The organism is Mucilaginibacter sp. CAU 1740 (assembly GCF_039839285.1).
In the GTDB taxonomy this organism is placed as follows: Bacteria; Bacteroidota; Bacteroidia; order Sphingobacteriales; family Sphingobacteriaceae; genus Mucilaginibacter.
In genome coordinates this window covers 177,536-195,382 of sequence record NZ_JBDOQS010000010.1, presented here as the reverse complement: position 1 = coordinate 195,382, position 17,847 = coordinate 177,536, and the positions used below count along the sequence as shown (strand labels likewise).

The following is a 17,847-nucleotide window of genomic DNA, read 5'->3' as shown; positions in this document are numbered from 1 at the left end:
ATTTGCCCTATCAATTATCCATCACCCATGATTACAATAGTAACGGTTAAATCAAAAAAAGAACTGGCTTCGTTTATTGATTTTCCGCATGACCTGTACAAGGACGATCCCTACTACGTTCCCGAACTGTTCATTGCCCAAAGGGACCTGTTAACCAAACACCCTTTCCACAAGCACAACACCGTACAACCTTTTTTAGCTTACGATGGCGATAAAATTGTTGGCCGTATAGCCGCTATTTTAAACAACGGGCATAATGAGTACAGCCATGTTAATGATGGTTTCTGGGGATTTTTTGATTGCATCAACGATACTAACGTATCCAACGTACTTTTCGAAACCGTTACCAAATGGCTCAAGGAAAAAGGCGTAACCGGTAAACTATTAGGCCCAACCAACTTTTCAACCAACGAGCCTTGCGGTTTATTGATTGAGGGTTTTGACAGCTCCCCTTTCCTGATGAATACTTACAATTTCGAGTATTATGCTAAGTTGGTAGAGGACTTTGGTTTTGCCAAAGATGTAGACCTGATATCATGGCATTGGGATGGGCAACATTATGATGATAAGTCGGTACGCTTACTAAACTCGCTCGAAGAACGTTTAAAACGCAGCGATATCATCATCCGTAAGATCAACCTTAAAAAATTCAAGGAAGAAGCAGCCAAGCTTCGCGAAGTTTACAACTCGGCCTGGGATAGCAATACCGGCTTTGTGCCACTTACCGATGAGGAATTTGATTACCTGGCTAAAGACCTTAAACTGATCCTTGATCCGGATTTTGCCATTGTTGCCGAACAGCGTGGTAAAGTTGTAGCCTTTGGTTTAGCACTGCCTAACTACAACGATATTTTTAAAATCATAAAACGCGGCAGGTTATTGCCTACCGGTATTTTCAAACTACTGTTTGGCAAAAAAGCCATCACAGGCATCCGTATTTACGCGTTAGGTGTTATTGAAGATTACCGCAAAATGGGCATCGAGGCTTGTTTATACGGTACCATCATCAGGGAATACAAAGCAAAAGGATATGCCCATGCTGAAGCCGGCTGGACATTGGAAAATAACGACATGGTGAACCGCGCCATCGAGGCGATAAAAGGCGATCCATATAAAAAATACAGGCTATACCAAAAAGCGATATGAAGGAACGGGTTTTAATAACCGGTGCAAGCGGATTTGTAGGATATCATTTGATAGAGGAGGCTTTACAAAACAACCTCGAAGTTTTTATAGCGATACGCAAAAGCAGCAAGATCGATCACCTCAAAAATTTCGATATCCAATACATCTACCCCGAATTTAATAACCAGGAAGCACTCAAAACGCTCCTGACCGAAATAAAGCCCGACTATATTATCCACGCCGCGGGCGTAACCAGCGCCCGATCTGAAGGGGAATACAACCGCATCAACGCCACCTATACTTATAACCTTGCCTCGGCAGCAAAAGAGGCCTGCCCTGCTTTAAAAAAGTTTGTATTGGTTGGCAGCCTTGCAGCAGTTGGCCCTTTGGATACTTTAAATGGCTTAATAACCGAAGCAACTGTACCACAACCGGTTACAGCTTATGGCAGAAGCAAACTCCTTGCCGAGCAGAAATTAAAAACAATTAAAGGTTTAAACTATACCATACTACGCCCAACAGCTGTGTATGGCCCCCGCGATACCGGCATATTCATATTTTTTAAACAGGTTGTTAAAGGCATTGAACCTTACATAGGCAACAAGCAGCAAAAGCTGAGCTTTATATACGTTAAAGACCTTGCCAAGGCCAGTATCAAAGCGCTGTATGCCGGTAATAACCAAACATTTAATTTAAGCGATGGCAATTTTTACAGCCGTTACGAGTTAGGTAATATCACTAAAGATGAGCTGAAGCTTAAACCCCTGAAGTTTCATTTGCCTGTAAACTTTGTAAAAATAATTGCAGCAGTTTCTGAAAAACTGAGTTCTTTGAGAAATAAAGCCGCGATACTGAACATTGAAAAATTGAATGAACTAATGGCCACCAATTGGCACTGCGATATTGAAGCAGCTAAATCCGATCTCGGTTTTTATCCTTCCTACAATCTGCAAGCCGGCATGGCCGAAACACTAAAATGGTATAAAGCCCACAAGTGGCTTTAAACCCTCCAAACTCGCTTAACCAAATAAATTGTTACATAAAATGAAAATTAACATCACACCAGCCAATGGTAAGCTCGGCGTCCTGATCCCCGGATTAGGTGCGGTAGCCACTACCTTGATTGCCGGCGTAGAGGCCGTTAAAAAAGGCATCTCGCAGCCAATTGGCTCCCTCACTCAAATGGGGCACATCCGCTTGGGTAAACGGACAGAAAACCGTAACCCTAAAATTAAAGATTTCGTGCCATTGGCTAACCTTAACGATATTGTTTTCGGTGGCTGGGACGTTTACGAGGATAACGTATTTGAAGCTGCATCTAACGCGCAAGTGCTTGAATCAGGGTTGTTACATGCCGTGAAAGCCGAGTTGGAAGCTATCAAACCGATGAAAGCCGCGTTTGACAAAAACTACGCTAAAAACCTTGATGGTACCCACGTTAAAACCGGAACCCGCCTTGAGCTTGCCGAGCAGGTAATGGAAGATATCAAAAACTTTAAAGAGGCTAATGGCCTTGACAGGGTTGTTTTGGTATGGTGCGGGTCAACCGAGATCTATTATGAAGCATCGGCTGTACACCAGTCGTTAGCTGCTTTTGAAGAAGGTTTGAAAAACGACGATAAGCTGATCGCTCCAAGTATGATCTACGCTTACGCGGCCTTAAAATTAGGTGTACCTTTTGCTAATGGTGCCCCTAACTTAACCGTTGATATCCCTGCTTTAGTGGAATTGGCTAAATTAACCAAAACCCCTATCGCCGGTAAAGATTTCAAAACCGGTCAAACTTTAATGAAAACCGTTTTGGCTCCAGGTTTGGCAGCCCGTTCATTAGGTGTACACGGCTGGTTCTCAACCAACATTTTGGGTAACCGTGATGGTTGGGTTCTTGACGATCCGGATAACTTCAAAACTAAAGAAGTATCAAAATTAGGTGTATTGGAAGATATCTTCAAACCAGAAGAAAACACCGAATTGTATGGTAACATCTACCACAAAATTCGTATCAACTACTACCCTCCGCATGGCGATAACAAAGAAAGCTGGGACAACATCGACATTTTTGGCTGGTTAGGCTACAAAATGCAGATCAAGATCAACTTCCTTTGCCGCGATTCGATCCTGGCTGCCCCTATTGCGCTGGATCTGGCTATCTTCTCTGATCTGGCTAAACGTGCCGGCATGAGCGGTGTTCAGGAATGGTTGTCATTCTACCTGAAATCGCCTCAAACTGCACCTGGTTTGCCAGCTGAGAACGATATCTTTAAACAACTGATCAAACTGGAAAACACCCTGCGTTACATCATGGGTGAAGATTTGATCACACACCTTGGATTGGATTATTACGAGGACGCATTCGCCGGTCAATAATCGTCGTTTAGCGATATAGCGTGACAAACAGCCGTGAGCACCAAGCTGCTTCACGGCTGTTTTGTTTTTGTTTGGTAAAAATATACACTGTTCAGTAACAATATATTAGCGGGTTTGTCTTATTTCGGGTTGATAAAATGATATGTTAAAAAATGTTATTTATGCTGCATGGCCTATAATTTAATGCAGGCACAAGAGTTTAAATAACATCTAAATATCAGCGAATTACGTAACTTGATGCATCAAACCAAAAAACATTTTACGCCGGTAAATACCGCGCCTATCTGCTTTATTAACAGTTAATTTATAGTTATGAAACCCGTTTATATGGCTTTTGGTAAACAATATTTGACTTTTTGACCACATTAGTCTGTAGTGATTTTTTTTACCTTTGGCCTGTTAATTGTAAACTCCATTAATCATCTGCCGGGAGTGTACTAAAGTTCAACAAAACAGGTTAATACAAGGCAGATACCTGTAAAACAAATGGGGCGGAACATTAAATCTGCCAAAAATATAGATCAAACTAATACATACGTCTTTATAACAAGTATATCAGTATTACAGTGGAAAAAAGAAGTTTGTATTTGCACAATTGCACAAAATACATGGATTTTAAAAGAATTTATAAAAGCTTATTTTTCCTGATACTGTTCTTTTCCGCTTCGGCATTGTATGCGCAGCAAACGGTAATAACGGGTACTGTTACCGATGCCGGTAACAAGCAAACCCTGCCTTCTGTAAGTATCTCTTTCACCGGAACCACCATAGGCACCACGGCCGACGTTAATGGTAAATATAGCCTGGCAACCTCAAATCAGCAATTAAAACAAATTAAAGTTTCTTTTTTAGGTTACAAGGATGCCTTTTTAACTGTTGAGCCTGGCAAAACGCAAACCCTCAATGTACGTTTATTTCCGGCTTCACAGCAACTGAACGAGGTTGTTGTAAAATCGGCTAAAAGAACTACAAGGTACCGTAACAAGGATAACCCGGCTGTTGAGCTGATCCGCAAGGTTATCGAAAACAAACCGAAAAACCGTCCGGAAGCTTACGATTACGTTGAGTACAAGGAATATGATAAAATGATGTTTGCGCTAAGCAACGTATCTGCACAGTTTTCCGACAGGAAATTCTTTCGCAAATACAAATTCATTTTAGATAACCGCGATAGCTCGTTGGTACCGGGTAAATCATTGTTACCTATCTATCTGGATGAGAAGGTACAACAGGTTTACTATCGTAAAAACCCCGAAAAGAACAAAGAAACAGTATTAGGACAGAAAAGTGTAAACTACGGCCCAGGCATTGATAATGAAGGCCTTACCCAATACTTTAAACACCTTTACAACAAGGTTGATATTTATACCAATAACGTATTTTTAATAACCAGCCAGTTTTTGAGCCCTATCTCAGATAACTCGCCAAACTATTATAAATTCTTTATTGCCGATACCATTGTTGATGAGCATAACCAAAAACTGATCAAGCTTGATTTCACGCCGCGTAACACTACCGACGTATTATTTGAAGGCAGCATTTACATTACGCAGGATGGTAATTTCGCTGTTCAGAAATGTGATCTGACCATCAACAAGCATATCAACATCAACTTTATCAGGTCGATGACTGTTAATCTGGAGTTTAAACAAAACCCGGATGGACGTTATCACATGAGTAAAAGCACCACTATTGCCGATTTTGGCGCATCTAAAAAAGATGCTAAGAGTGGATTGTTTGGTATAAGGTCGATCATCTTAAGCGATTACACGGTTAATAAGCCAAGGCAGGACACCACCTACCAAGGTTCGCAGTATGCCGAACTTAGCGATGAGGTAAAACACCGCCCGGATTCGTTCTGGCAGCAAAACAGGCCGGATACGCTAACTGCCGCCGAGGGTAAAGTTTATAAAAACATTGATAGTTTGCGTAACATGCCGTCGTTTAAGCGTACGGTTGATATTGCTACCTTATTACTGGCCGGTTACAAAGGCTTTGGTAAGTTTGAATTAGGCCCTGCCAACACATTTTACAGCTTTAACCCGGTTGAAGGTTTACGCCTCCGGATAGGTGGCCGTACCACGCCCGAGTTGAGCAAACGTTACTATTTTGAAACTTATGCCGCTTATGGTTTTAAAGATGAGCGCTGGAAATACTTTTTAAGTGCTACCTACTCGCTTAACGATAAATCTATCTATCGTTTCCCGCAAAACTATATCCGTGCAAGCTTTCAGCGTGATACCAAAATTCCGGGTGCAAGCTTACAGTTTGTTCAGGAGGATAACTTCCTGTTATCATTTAAGCGTGGTGTGAACGATAAATACCTGTATAATGATTTTTACAGGTTTGATTATGTGCATGAGCTGGAAAACCACCTTTCGTTTGCCGGTGGCTTCAAAAAATGGACTCAGGAACCTGCAGGATCATTATATTTTGATAATATCCTGAATGGTACACCAAACTCGATCCATCACTTAACTACTACCGAGCTTACCGGAAGCATCCGTTGGGCACCGCACGAGCAGTTTTACCAGGGTAAAATTTACAGGATCCCTATCCCTAACAAATACCCTGCATTTGAGTTGGATTACGCGGCTGGTATAAAAGGTTTGTTCGCGGGCGAGTACAACTATCAGAAACTGGATTTCCGTGCTGATAAACGTTTTTACTTTTCGCAGTTAGGTTATGCGGATATCAATGTTTCGGCAGGTAAAATTTTTGGTACTGTGCCTTATCCGTTGTTGACGATACACCGTGCTAACCAGACTTACGCTTACGACATCGACTCGTACAACTTAATGAACTTTTTGGAGTTTGTGAGTGATAAGTATGCCAGCTTCAGGATCGATCAGCACTTTAGCGGTTTCTTCTTCAACAAAATACCTTTGTTAAAGAAACTGAAATGGCGCGAAACAGCATCGTTAAAAGTGCTGTACGGTGGCCTGTCTGATCAGAATAACCCGTCAATACACCCTGCCTTGTACCAATTACCTGTTGGTACCGATGGCGTGCCAATTACTTATACATTAGGCAAAACGCCTTATGTTGAAGGTAGTGTTGGTATTGAAAATATATTTAAATTTATACGTATAGATTTTGTGAGACGCTTTAACTACCTTGACCAGCCAAATGTTGCCCAATGGGGACTACGCACAAGGGTTAAATTCGACTTTTAAAAACTATCTCACTTAACGAGAAAAAATGGAACAGCAAGCAACAACATTAAGAAAATCTTTTAGAACCAGCCTGCAATTGGGTATTTATAAGGTTATTGATCCGTTTGTGAAGGTGCTTATAAAAATTGGCCTTACCCCTAACGCCGTAACCACCATTGGTTTTGTGCTGAATGTTGGCGTAGCCGGTATATTCATTTTAGGTGCCGAAGAGGGCAACCGCGGCGACCTGAGCTATGTTGGCTGGGCAGGAGGATTGATCCTGTTTGCCGGTTTATTTGATATGCTTGACGGGCAGGTTGCGCGTTTGGGCAACATGAAATCAACCTTTGGTGCCTTGTACGATTCAGTATTGGATCGTTACAGCGAATTGATCATGTTTTTGGGCATTTGCTACTACCTAGTGGCCCACCACTATTTTTTAAGCTCAATAGCGGCCTTTATAGCTTTGATCGGCTCAATGATGGTAAGTTATGTTCGCGCCCGTGCCGAAGGCCTTGGCGTTGAAATTAAAGGTGGTTTAATGCAACGTCCGGAACGTGTGGTTACCATTGGTTTGTGCGCGGCATTATCAGGTATAGTAGCTCAATACATTGGTGGTAATTATAAACTGTTTATCCCTGGTATTAAGTTCCACGTGTTTGAAACCATATCGATATTTACCATTCCGTTGGTGCTTCTTGCTGTATTAACCAATATCACTGCCTTTAACAGGCTCAGAGAAGCCAAAAAAGCTTTGATGAAACTGGAAGAAGGGGAAGAATAACAGTTGGCAGTTTTGAGTTGGCAGTATGCAGTTATCAGTTTTAAAGGCTGAACAGCTTGTGTTAACTTAAAGCTTACAACTCCCGGCAAAATATCATATCTTCGCAACAATTAAATAAGGGCATTTACACTTAGCAATTTCTTTGCTAAAATTGCCTTTTGTTGGTTAAAAGCCATTCTTCTTTTAAATAATTAACACACCATAAACAGGGCGAGAGATCCTAAAACATTTTAAACCCTGATTATAAGCAATGAAAAAGAATTATATCTCCAACTCGCAGGAATCTGTGAGGATGTTTAAAAGTGATTTTTTAGAGGCCCTCTCAAAAGTGCACTGGACTGTGCCTTTGTATATTTTTGTACCGGTTATTGGCTATTGCAGCTATAAATATTTCGATGTGATGGGCCCGAATATCTTAGGCTACCTCGGCCTGTTCATTTTCGGTTTATTCATCTGGACCATTACCGAATACATTATGCACCGTTTTGTGTTCCACTATCACCCAAGTGAAAAACTGGAATGGGCACAGCGCCTGCACTTTATTATGCACGGTGTTCATCATGATTACCCAAGCGATGCCAAACGCTTGGTATTGCCTCCATCATTAAGCATCCCATTAGCTTCAGGCTTTTTCTTTTTGTTTAAATGGTTACTGCCGGTTGATTATATCTGGGGATTTTTCCCTGGCTTTATCCTGGGCTATCTGATCTATGATATCTCGCATTATGCCATGCACCACTTTAACTTTAAAAGCGGTATTTTCAAAAAGATCAAACAGCACCATATGCTGCACCACTACCAGGATCCTGAGAAAGGTTATGGTGTAAGCTCACCCTTCTGGGATAAAATTTTCCGTTCAGATTTCTTAAAAAAATAGCATGAGCAATGCCAATCCCGGCGTAACGGTAAATATCCGCTCGATCATTATCGTCTCGCTGCTTTCTATCGCTTACCTGGCATTATCTACATTTCTCATCGGTTACAAACCCGATGAGCTTACTTTGGTTGTTATTTTCAACGTGCTGTTCTATGCATCGGCTATAACCCGCAAGTTTATTTTAGGCTTCACTATTTTTATAGTGTACTGGATCATTTTTGATTACATGAAGGCCTTCCCTAACTACAACTATAACCCGGTACATATAGCGCAACTTTACAATGCCGAAAAGCATTTGTTCGGTATCCATTTTAACGGCAAACTGCTTACCCCTAATGAGTACTGGCTGGCCAATACTAAAACTTATATCGATGTAATTTCGGGCTTGTTTTATTTGTGCTGGATCCCGGTTCCGCTGGGTTTTGCGGCTTACCTGTTTTTCAAAAACAAGAAGCAATTCATTAATTTTTCGATCACGTTTGTGTTGGTGAACATGCTGGGTTTTATAGTTTACTACACCTACCCCGCTGCACCACCATGGTTTGTACAGCAACACGGTTTTCACTTTATACCCTTAACCATGGGTAATACAGCCGGTCTGGCCAGATTCGACGCTTACTTTCATGCCGGTATATTTAAAAACATATACACCAAAGGCTCGAATGTATTTGCGGCTATGCCATCATTGCATTCCTCTTACCCGGTTATCGTACTTTATTATGGCTTGAAAAACCGTTTGGGTTGGGTTAATATTTTCTTCGCGATAGTTACTGTGGGTATTTGGTTTACGGCCGTTTATGCAAGCCATCACTATGTGCTAGATGTGCTGGCTGGTATTACTACTGCTTGTTTAGGCATCGCGCTTTATAACCTTTTATTGAAAAAGATCCCGGCTTTGCAATCGGCTTTGAATAGCTATCAAAAAGTAATTTCATAAGAATAAAATATGTCATTGCGAGGTACGAAGCAATCGCACGCGCGCTGGTACGCCCTGTATAGTTCGCGGTTGCTTCCTACCTGGCAATGCCATTTTGTAGATTTCGTATTTACTCTCAATTAAGCACATATTCCGGTTTTATATACGCTTCCCCGTACTTAAGCTTTCTTTGTGGAAAACAATTTCACACTTGTTGAATATTTCACAAACGGCTATCCCATTGAAAAACAGCCCCGAATTGCTCATAATCGCACAAAATATACTTCATACTGACAGTACCAGCCCAAAATCCACCCAAACAGGCACACTATTTGACCGTAAATAAGCAGATTAATTGTATTTTCGAGTAATCGGTTCATATGAAGAGACTTATCACTCTACTTATTATTACTACCGCCGCCTTTAACTTGCCCGCAAACGCGAGCGAACTGGACAGTCTTAAGCAAAAATTACAGGTCACCAGCGATTCATTAAAAGGCCCTATCTATACGCAAATTGCCGCCCAATACTTAGGTTACGATACCGTAGCCACCCGTCGGATGAAATATTATTTTCAAACCGAAGCACTAAACTACACCATGCTTGCCCTTCATAGTTATTCGGCTTATAACGATACTTTAGGCTTGCGTACCAGCTTTAACGCGCTGGCCAAAGTATATCGCTCTCAACGCAAGTTTAGTCAAGCCAAATGGTTTATTCTACAATCAAACACCATATCCAGGCAACGGAATGATACGCTGAATATCATCGCTTCCTTAGTTGAACTTGCCGCCATTAAAAGCGATATCAAAGATTACAAGCTAAGTATGCGGGATCTGAATGATGCTTTAAACCTATCGCTAAAAACACATGACCCTAAAAAAGAATCGATAGTGCAAGTGGGTTTTGCCGAGCTCTACCGTAAAATGAACGATTACGACAAAGCTGCCATAGCCATAAAACGCCACGAGTTTTTGGATGACAGCCTGAACCAGGCTACGGTTGATAGCATTGCGCAGGTGAACGTGGCCAAAACCATCGAAATCAAAAAGAAAGACTCCATACTGGCCAAAAAAAAAGTATATACCAGCAACAACAAGCGCAGGCCAATGCTAAGATCAGCCAAGAGCGCAACCTTTCCATCCTCCTCTTTGTTGTTATTATCCTCATCGTTATAAGTGTATTTATTTTTTACCGGCGAAAGAAAAGCGGGCGATGGCGTTCACGCATCCGCCGACCGGGACAATAAATTAAACCGAGGGCGTTTAATAATGTCCAAGATCAGCATGAAAAAATTGATAGTTATATTAGTAGCGCTGTTTGGTTTTAACAGCGCCTATAGCCAAAGCAGCCAGTTTAAAGCCGAATTTTTAGCGCGCATTAATGCTACCCGGCAAAAAGGATGCAACTGCGGCAGTAAATATTTTCCGCCAGCCCCACCCCTTACCTGGAACGATGATTTGCAGGATGCCGCGACCGGCCACGCGAAAGATATGGCGCGGAAAAACTATTTCAGCCATACCAGTAAAGACGGCCGCAGCATGGAAGACCGTATTGTGTTTGCCGGTTACAAGTTTAAAGGCTTTAAAAGCTTTGCCATTGGCGAGAATATAGCGCAAGGCCAGCTAAGTATCCCCGAAGTAATGGACGGCTGGTTTAAAAGCGAAGGCCACTGCCAAAACCTCATGAACCCCGATTTTAGAGAAGTTGGCGTTGCCGAATATAAAACCTACTGGGTACAGGATTTTGGCGGACGTACCGAGTTTTCGGCGCAGCAGCAGAAACTGATCAAATCTGGAAAATATAGGTTGATACAAGAGAAGCCTGTGGAGAGGCATTAGGATTTGTCTGAACCGGCTTACTCATGTCATTGCGAGGAGCCGGCGAAGGGATGTGCGCGTGCGCGACGTGGCAATCGCATACTATACAGGGCGGCCCTGCTTCCGTGCGGTTGCCGCGCTACGCTCGCAATGACATTTTTAATACTTACAATTCAATAGTTTACTCCCCTTTATTTTCCGCTTTCGGCTTTGGCTCCCTCGGCCCGCGTTTATAAATGATCAATCCATTCAAAAAGTTACGCAGAATCTGATCACCGCAAGGTTTAAAATTAGGATGGTCATCAGCGCGGAAAATAGCTCCTATCTCTGCCTTGGTGATCCTGAAATTCACCAGTGCTAGCACTTTGATGATATCATCATCAGTAAACTTCATAGCTACCCGCAGCTTTTTCATTATATCGTTATTGCTCATCGTATCTCTTTTTCGTTAAAACAAAATTACCTCGAAATTTCCATCTTCACCTTTTTGCCTTTAATTTTTTCTGCTTTTACCTGACGTACCACCGCTTCTATTTTATCGCGTTTAATAGCAGCATACGATGAATAGTCGAGTACTTCTATCAGGCCGAGATCATCTTTATCCAGTCCGCCTTTTTTTAGCAGCAGGCCTACTATATCTACCTTGTTTACCTTGTCTTTTTTACCAGCCGCTATATATAGCGTAACCCAGGGTGAAGCAGGCGGAAAGATCAGTTTTTCGGGCAATACCTCTACTTCGGGTAACTCTTTTAAATATGGCAGCTTTTCATCGGGCGTTAACATCAGGTATGAAGTTCCTTTTGCATTCATGCGCGCTGTGCGGCCATTGCGGTGCAGAAAGGCCTCTTCGTTATGAGGCAACTGGTAGTGTACCACGTATTCTATTTCGGGAATATCCAGGCCGCGCGAAGCCAGATCGGTGGTGATCAACAAGCGATGACTTCCGTTTCTGAATTTAAGCAGTGCCCGTTCGCGGTCGTCCTGTTCCATACCGCCGTGAAAAATATCATGCTCCAACCCTTTGTACCAAAGCAATTCGCTAATGCGGTCAACAGCTTCGCGGTGGTTGCAGAATACAAGGGTTGCTTTGTTGCCTATTTTGCAGATCAGGGCAAACAAAGCATCAAGCTTGTCCTCTCCTTCACTGATTACAGCCTTCTGTTTAATATCAGGAGCGGATTGGGTATTGGTTAAAAAATTAACCTCTTTAGCGTTGGTAATACCGGTAAAAGCCGGGATCTCGTCCATTTTAGTAGCCGAGGTAAGGATGCGCTTATTAATAGCAGACATTTGCCTGATGATGTAAGCCATATCCTCCTGAAAACCGAACTCGAGGGCTTTATCAAACTCATCCAACACCAACGTTTTTATGGTATCGGCACTGAAGTTTTCATGCCTCAAATGATAGGCTATCCGCCCTGGTGTACCTACCAAAACAGCCGGTGGCTGCGACAGGTTATTACGTTCAATTTTAACCGGGTGACCGCCGTAGCAGCAATTTATTTTAAACCCGGTGCCCATTGCTTTCCAAACCTGTTCTATCTGCAAAGCCAACTCGCGCGATGGTACCAGGATCATTACCTGAACCGTTGGCACATCACTATTAAGCAAGCTGAGCAATGGCAATAAAAAGCCAAGCGTTTTGCCCGATCCGGTAGGCGATAGCAGGATCACATCGCCCTTTTTAGCGGCGCTAAGCGCGGCATGCTGCATGGGGTTAAGGGCAGTTATGCCAAGGTTACTAAGCGCCTGATCGATCATGGGATTTTTTGTTGAGCGGCAAAGATACGGTAAATATTTTTGCTCGATTAATGGCCGCAGGTTTGAGCACCCGCGCTTAACAAAAAAATGGGAGCGTGGACGCTCCCATTCCGGATCATTCAAGCGTGGACGCTTGAACGTGCTTTGTGCCTCATCTTTTTCAGGCTACTAATGCGTTCAGGTTATGCTTTATAAACCGGGCTATCTTTTTGGCTTCGTTATGGTTTAGGTTGCCCATACCGGTATATTCCCACTCGTGCATGTTATCATCAAAAACAATATCGCCAAGGTCAGTTTCGGCTTCATTTAAGCTAAACACTCCTGTGGCGTAAACATCGGTACCCGGTATTTGCTGATGTACCGGCTGGATAGTGATATGACGGATACCATCATCGGTATCCAGATCATAAATAACAGGTTGTTTCATGTATGTAAATACAATACACAATCTATTTTGTTTAAATATTTGCCTTATGGTTAATTCACTACCAACCCATGATATCCATCGCCCGCTTAAATTCAGGCTGAATTTCTGCTTCAATTTTTACAGCCTCACCTGTGATGGGATGTTTAAAATTAAGCTGTTGGGCGTGCAATAGCATAGTGTTCATTTCCCAACGCTCTGAAAAAAGTTTGTTTTGTTTGTTGCAACCATGGGTGCGGTCGCCGATGATGGGGTGGAAAATGTGGCTCAGGTGTTTGCGTAACTGGTGCATCCTGCCAGTGGTTGGTACCGCCTCAACCAGCGAGTACCGTGAGGTTGGGTGTTTACCCAAAGCCACATCCAATTCGGCGCGTTTTAATGTGGTGTACGATGTAAAAGCATCCTGAAGTGTGCCGTTCTCTTTACGCAGGGGATAATCTATATCCTCTTTATCAACCGTATGCCCTCTAACTATCGCGAGGTATTTTTTGCTCACCTCGTTTTCCATAAAAGCCTTTTGCATGGCTATCTCCGTTGGCTTATCGAAAGCAAATAACAAAATACCGCCTGTTTTACGATCTATCCGGTGAACAGGGTTAACCTTTACCCCTATCTGATCGCGCAGCAACTGTAGCGCAAACTCCGATGCATCTGCCGCTATGGATGAGCGGTGTACCAGCAAACCATGAGGTTTATTGATGGCAATAAGGTGTTCGTCGCGGTATATGATCTCTAACATGGATATTTTTTCAAGGTGCGAAGTTACGCTGAATTTTTATTTCTAAATGTAGAGACGCATAATTGCGTCTCCCGCATGCAATTTACGGTTGCTTTAAACACATTGCCCACCTTGCATACGGCTTGTCCTACGGGAGACGCAATTATGCGTCTCTACATCGAAAATCTTTTTAAATCCATTTCAAAAGTATCTCTATCTAAAAAAATAATTTGAAATAGTTTCCCTTTTCCTATCTTTAGTTGCACCCTAAATCCAATTAAAACCAATGGCTACCACAGCAACACAGGCAAGCGCCAAACAGGCCGACGATATCAACGCCGCCCCTACCCGATTATTCTCGTTAGATGCCCTGCGTGGCTTCGATATGTTTTGGATAATGGGAGGCGAAGAAATTTTTCACGGCATGGCTAAAGCTACCGGTTCGCCGTTTTGGGGAGCTGTAGCCAACCAGTTTACCCATCCGGATTGGAACGGTTTCCATTTGTACGATCTCATCTTTCCGCTATTCCTGTTTATGGCAGGCGTATCAACCCCGTTTTCGGTAGGCCGTGAACTGGAGAAAGGTAAATCCAAACAACAGTTATTATTCAGGGTGATCAAAAGGGCATTTATTTTAGTATTGCTGGGTCTGGTGGTGAATAATGGTTTAAAGATCATGCCCATCTCACAGATCCGTTTCCCGAGCGTTTTAGGCCGTATTGGTATCGCCTACATGTTTGCCAATATTATTTACCTGTACAGTAAAGAACGCTGGCAGATGTTTTGGTTCGCCTTCTTCATCATCGGGTACTGGCTGTTGCTTAAATTCACCTCGGCACCGGGCTTCCCAATTGGCGACCTCACCATGAAAGGCAATTTCGCTTCGTTTGTTGATCGTTCGATATTACCCGGAAGGTTATATTTAGGCATCCACGATCCCGAAGGGTTATTCTCAACCATCCCGGCTATCAGCACAGGTATTTTAGGCATCTTAACAGGTACCCTCCTCAAAAAAGGCGGCATAACGCAAATGCATAAAGTATTTACCATGATCACAGCAGGTGTGGTATTTCTGATTATTGCGCAGATCTGGAACCTCGATTTCCCTATTAATAAAAACCTGTGGTCAAGCTCATTCGTGATGCATGTAGGTGGTTTAAGCTTACTGCTGATGGCCTTGTTTTATTATATTATTGATGTAAAGGGCTATCAAAAATGGGCTTTTTATTTCAGGGTGATAGGTATGAATTCTATCCTCATTTACATCTCCGGCCATTTCATTAAATGGGATTACACCACCGAAGGCTTCTTTGGATGGATAGGCCAGCTGGTTGGCGATCCTTACAATATTGTAGTGATGGCTATTTGCTATGTGATGGTGAAGTGGGTGTTTTTGTATTATTTATATACGAAGAAGACATTTTTGCGGGTGTGACCGCTAATGGGAAGATGATTACGTTGATTGCGCTGATGTCTGAACCGGGATTTGGGTAGATTTTTAGGATGAGCAGGATTTTTTATGAACAGAAATGCTAAGCATCCCATAAATCAAAAAAATCTCCCCAAATCCTGGTTCAGAAAAAATCGGTGTAATCAAAAAACCAATCGGTGTAATCCCAAAACAAAAAAATCAACGGTTAAATGATTCCTGCTCTTCCTTAGTCAAATAAGTCCAGGCCATAAGGCGGCTCATCTTTTGCCCCTGCGACATGTTGATGGTTTGCACATCTTTAACGCCCTCTTTTTGCAAGGCGTTGTAAAGCACTTTCAGGTTTTCTTTTTTAGATACCAGCGTGGTGAACCAAAGCACCTGTTTTTCAAAAGCTTTACTTTGCGCAGCCATCAGCTTCAGGAAGTTGGCTTCGCCTCCCGGATACCAGAGTTCGGTATTTTGTCCGCCGAAATTTAGCACCCGTTGTTTCTCTTTTTGTAATCCAAGATTGTCCCATTTACGGGCCGAACCTTCTGCAGCTTCTTTGGCCGAAGCGTGAAACGGAGGGTTACAAATAGTTAGATCGAACATTTCGCCGGGCTTGATAATACCTTTAAATATATCGGCCTTTTTGCTTTGCTGCCTCAGCTCGACGGCAAGCTTAAGATGTGTGTTTTGTTCGATGATCTTCTCTGCCGATGCCATTGCTTCAAGGTCGAGCTCGGCACCTACAAAGTTCCATCCATATTCTTTAAAACCTACTACCGGGTAAACCAGGTTAGCACCGGTACCAATATCCAGTACCCTTACCTTACGGCCTTTACGCACAACGCCGCCGTTAACAGATGCCAGCAGATCGGCCACGTAATGGATATAATCGGCACGGCCAGGAATTGGCGGGCACAGAAAACCTTCGGGAATATCCCAATGCGCTACGCTGTAATAATGAAGCAACAAAGCCTGGTTAAGCGTTTTTACAGCTACCGGGTTGGCAAAGTTGATGGTTTGGTTGCCATAATCATTCATCCGCACAAAAGGCTTAAGCGCGGGCAATGTTTTTATCAATGCCTTAAAATCGTAACCCTCGCGGTGCTTATTGCGTGGGTGCATATTGGTTTTAACCTCGGGCTGGCTATTTGCTGGTGATGATGACAAAGTGGATAGTTTTTAGTGGATATTTAATTAACCTACAATGCCAGCTAAATCAGCAGGCGAATAGTTGATCGATTTTAGTGTTTTATGATCAGATGCGCGGTACACCAGGTACAGACCGTCAATCTCTTTATAATAAGCGTCGGTATCTGATTTTGCTTTGTAATGCGCGATGGTTGCTTCAGCCTCTTCAATAGTTTTGCAGGCCTTGCTCATGTTTGAGCGGTGAACCTCATCAAACAATTCTTTAAATTTTGATCCTAAGCCAAACTCCAGCACAGCACCTGATAGCACATATTGCAGATCGCAAAGGGCATCGGCTACTTCAACCAAATTGTTATCATTAATAGCTTGTTGTAGTTCCTTTAATTCTTCGGCAATGAGTTCAACACGCAGGTCTGAACGTGATTTTGATGGAATGGCCGGCTTTTCAACAATGGGATGTTTAAAGGTGCTATGAAATTCGGCAACCTGTGTTAGCGCGCTTAAATCTTTGATCATGGTTATCTGAAGCAAATAAAATTAAGCAGCTAAGGTATGAATTAACCCACAGGCCGTCAAAAAATTATATCAACGGCAGGCATAAATATCCGTGTCAATATACTGGTATAATAGTATTTTAATTATTAATTGGCGCTGAATATCAATTAATAAAAACTTAACAAATCTAACAGTTGTTAACATAAACATAATATTAAAAGAACTTTATTTTAACCTAACTTTGTGGCGCAGAATAAAAATGCGTTAGTCCCCAACTGTTCTCTAATCCGTTCACATGAAAAATATAAAAGATAAAGCAGCTACCAAGCAAGCCCGTAAAGCATTAAAAAAACAATTAAAAGATAAACTGGTATATCAAATCGAAATTCTGGTAAGCGAGTTTGGCCCCGACATTAAAAAGGCAAAAAAAGCCATCGATAAAGCGTCAAAAAACCTTGCAAAAACTTTAGCTTCAAAATTAAGCCCGGTAGTACATGCTGCGGTAGTTACCGAAGCCCCTAAAGTAAAGAAAGCGAAAAAAGCCGAAGCGGTTGTAGTTGCTGAAAAAGCACCGGTTGTCGCAACTCCTGCTAAATCAACTTCCAATAAAAAAGCGAAAGATACTGAGCCAGAAAAAGCTGAATAATCTTCATTTACGAGCTAAACTTTCATTTTAGCTCCCATTCTAAATCCAAAAAATCCATTTGAGTTGATAATTACCGTCAATTCAAATGGATTTTTTACTTACAAATAAAAAATCCAACAAAACAATCAATTGCAACATCTAAAATTTGCAATTTTTTAGAAAACACCAAATTACATATTGAAAAATTCAT

At 42.2% G+C, this 17,847-nt stretch carries 17 protein-coding genes; 11 read left to right on the top strand and 6 right to left on the bottom strand.

Annotated elements, in window-relative coordinates:
* Positions 1-27 precede the first annotated feature (27 nt).
* From AAFN85_RS21335 to AAFN85_RS21295, 9 genes are all read left to right on the top strand, one after another.
* Entirely contained in the window at positions 28-1,146 is a 1,119-nt protein-coding gene (locus AAFN85_RS21335; RefSeq protein WP_347529650.1) for a GNAT family N-acetyltransferase, read from the top strand.
* A complete protein-coding gene (locus AAFN85_RS21330; RefSeq protein ID WP_347529649.1) occupies positions 1,143-2,129 on the top strand; it encodes an NAD(P)-dependent oxidoreductase in 987 nt (328 codons plus the stop codon). Before AAFN85_RS21335 ends, AAFN85_RS21330 begins: the two co-directional genes overlap by 4 nt.
* Positions 2,130-2,169: 40 nt before the next feature.
* Entirely contained in the window at positions 2,170-3,492 is a 1,323-nt protein-coding gene (locus AAFN85_RS21325) for an inositol-3-phosphate synthase (protein WP_347529647.1), read from the top strand.
* 608 nt (positions 3,493-4,100) lie between these two features.
* The gene (locus AAFN85_RS21320; RefSeq protein ID WP_347529645.1) at positions 4,101-6,668 is read left to right on the top strand and encodes a DUF5686 family protein; all 2,568 of its coding nucleotides are present in this window, start codon (positions 4,101-4,103) and stop codon (positions 6,666-6,668) included.
* Positions 6,669-6,693: 25 nt separating this feature from the next.
* Positions 6,694-7,431, top strand: coding sequence for a CDP-alcohol phosphatidyltransferase family protein (locus AAFN85_RS21315; protein WP_347529644.1), 738 nt, complete (start codon positions 6,694-6,696; stop codon positions 7,429-7,431).
* Between the two features lie 250 nt (positions 7,432-7,681).
* Positions 7,682-8,308 carry a sterol desaturase family protein gene (locus AAFN85_RS21310; protein ID WP_347529642.1) on the top strand — a complete coding sequence of 209 codons (627 nt, stop codon included), beginning with the start codon at positions 7,682-7,684 and terminating at the stop codon, positions 8,306-8,308.
* A 1-nt stretch (position 8,309) separates the two neighbouring features.
* A complete protein-coding gene (locus AAFN85_RS21305) occupies positions 8,310-9,245 on the top strand; it encodes a phosphatase PAP2 family protein (protein ID WP_347529641.1) in 936 nt (311 codons plus the stop codon).
* A 359-nt stretch (positions 9,246-9,604) separates the two neighbouring features.
* Entirely contained in the window at positions 9,605-10,402 is a 798-nt protein-coding gene (locus tag AAFN85_RS21300; RefSeq protein ID WP_347529640.1) for a hypothetical protein, read from the top strand.
* A gap of 108 nt (positions 10,403-10,510) precedes the next feature.
* On the top strand, positions 10,511-11,065 hold the full coding sequence (locus tag AAFN85_RS21295; protein ID WP_347529639.1) for a CAP domain-containing protein: 555 nt from the start codon (positions 10,511-10,513) through the stop codon (positions 11,063-11,065).
* 160 nt (positions 11,066-11,225) lie between these two features.
* On the opposite strand, the gene AAFN85_RS21290 is transcribed toward AAFN85_RS21295, so the two are convergent.
* The 4 genes from AAFN85_RS21290 to AAFN85_RS21275 all read right to left on the bottom strand — a co-directional run bounded on the left by AAFN85_RS21290 (position 11,226) and on the right by AAFN85_RS21275 (position 13,968).
* Complete coding sequence (locus AAFN85_RS21290) at positions 11,226-11,477, bottom strand: DUF1456 family protein (RefSeq protein WP_347529638.1); 252 nt, start codon at positions 11,475-11,477, stop codon at positions 11,226-11,228.
* A 26-nt stretch (positions 11,478-11,503) separates the two neighbouring features.
* Positions 11,504-12,805, bottom strand: a complete 1,302-nt coding sequence (locus AAFN85_RS21285; RefSeq protein ID WP_347529637.1) for a DEAD/DEAH box helicase — start codon at positions 12,803-12,805, stop codon at positions 11,504-11,506.
* A 160-nt stretch (positions 12,806-12,965) separates the two neighbouring features.
* Entirely contained in the window at positions 12,966-13,232 is a 267-nt protein-coding gene (locus tag AAFN85_RS21280) for a hypothetical protein (RefSeq protein WP_347529636.1), read from the bottom strand.
* A gap of 58 nt (positions 13,233-13,290) precedes the next feature.
* Positions 13,291-13,968, bottom strand: coding sequence for a pseudouridine synthase (locus tag AAFN85_RS21275; RefSeq protein ID WP_347529635.1), 678 nt, complete (start codon positions 13,966-13,968; stop codon positions 13,291-13,293).
* A 265-nt stretch (positions 13,969-14,233) separates the two neighbouring features.
* Between AAFN85_RS21275 and AAFN85_RS21270 the strand changes: the two genes are divergently transcribed.
* Positions 14,234-15,382 (top strand): DUF5009 domain-containing protein, encoded by a 1,149-nt coding sequence (locus AAFN85_RS21270; protein ID WP_347529634.1) that lies wholly within the window; start codon positions 14,234-14,236, stop codon positions 15,380-15,382.
* A 195-nt stretch (positions 15,383-15,577) separates the two neighbouring features.
* On the opposite strand, the gene rlmF is transcribed toward AAFN85_RS21270, so the two are convergent.
* Positions 15,578-16,534, bottom strand: coding sequence for a 23S rRNA (adenine(1618)-N(6))-methyltransferase RlmF (gene rlmF, locus AAFN85_RS21265; protein ID WP_347529633.1), 957 nt, complete (start codon positions 16,532-16,534; stop codon positions 15,578-15,580).
* Positions 16,535-16,561: 27 nt separating this feature from the next.
* Positions 16,562-17,032: a nucleoside triphosphate pyrophosphohydrolase family protein gene (locus AAFN85_RS21260; RefSeq protein ID WP_347529632.1), complete on the bottom strand. Its 471-nt coding sequence runs from the start codon at positions 17,030-17,032 to the stop codon at positions 16,562-16,564.
* A 274-nt stretch (positions 17,033-17,306) separates the two neighbouring features.
* Here AAFN85_RS21260 and AAFN85_RS21255 point away from each other — a divergent pair, with 274 nt between their 5' ends.
* The gene (locus AAFN85_RS21255) at positions 17,307-17,657 is read left to right on the top strand and encodes a hypothetical protein (RefSeq protein ID WP_347529631.1); all 351 of its coding nucleotides are present in this window, start codon (positions 17,307-17,309) and stop codon (positions 17,655-17,657) included.
* Positions 17,658-17,847: the final 190 nt, after the last annotated feature.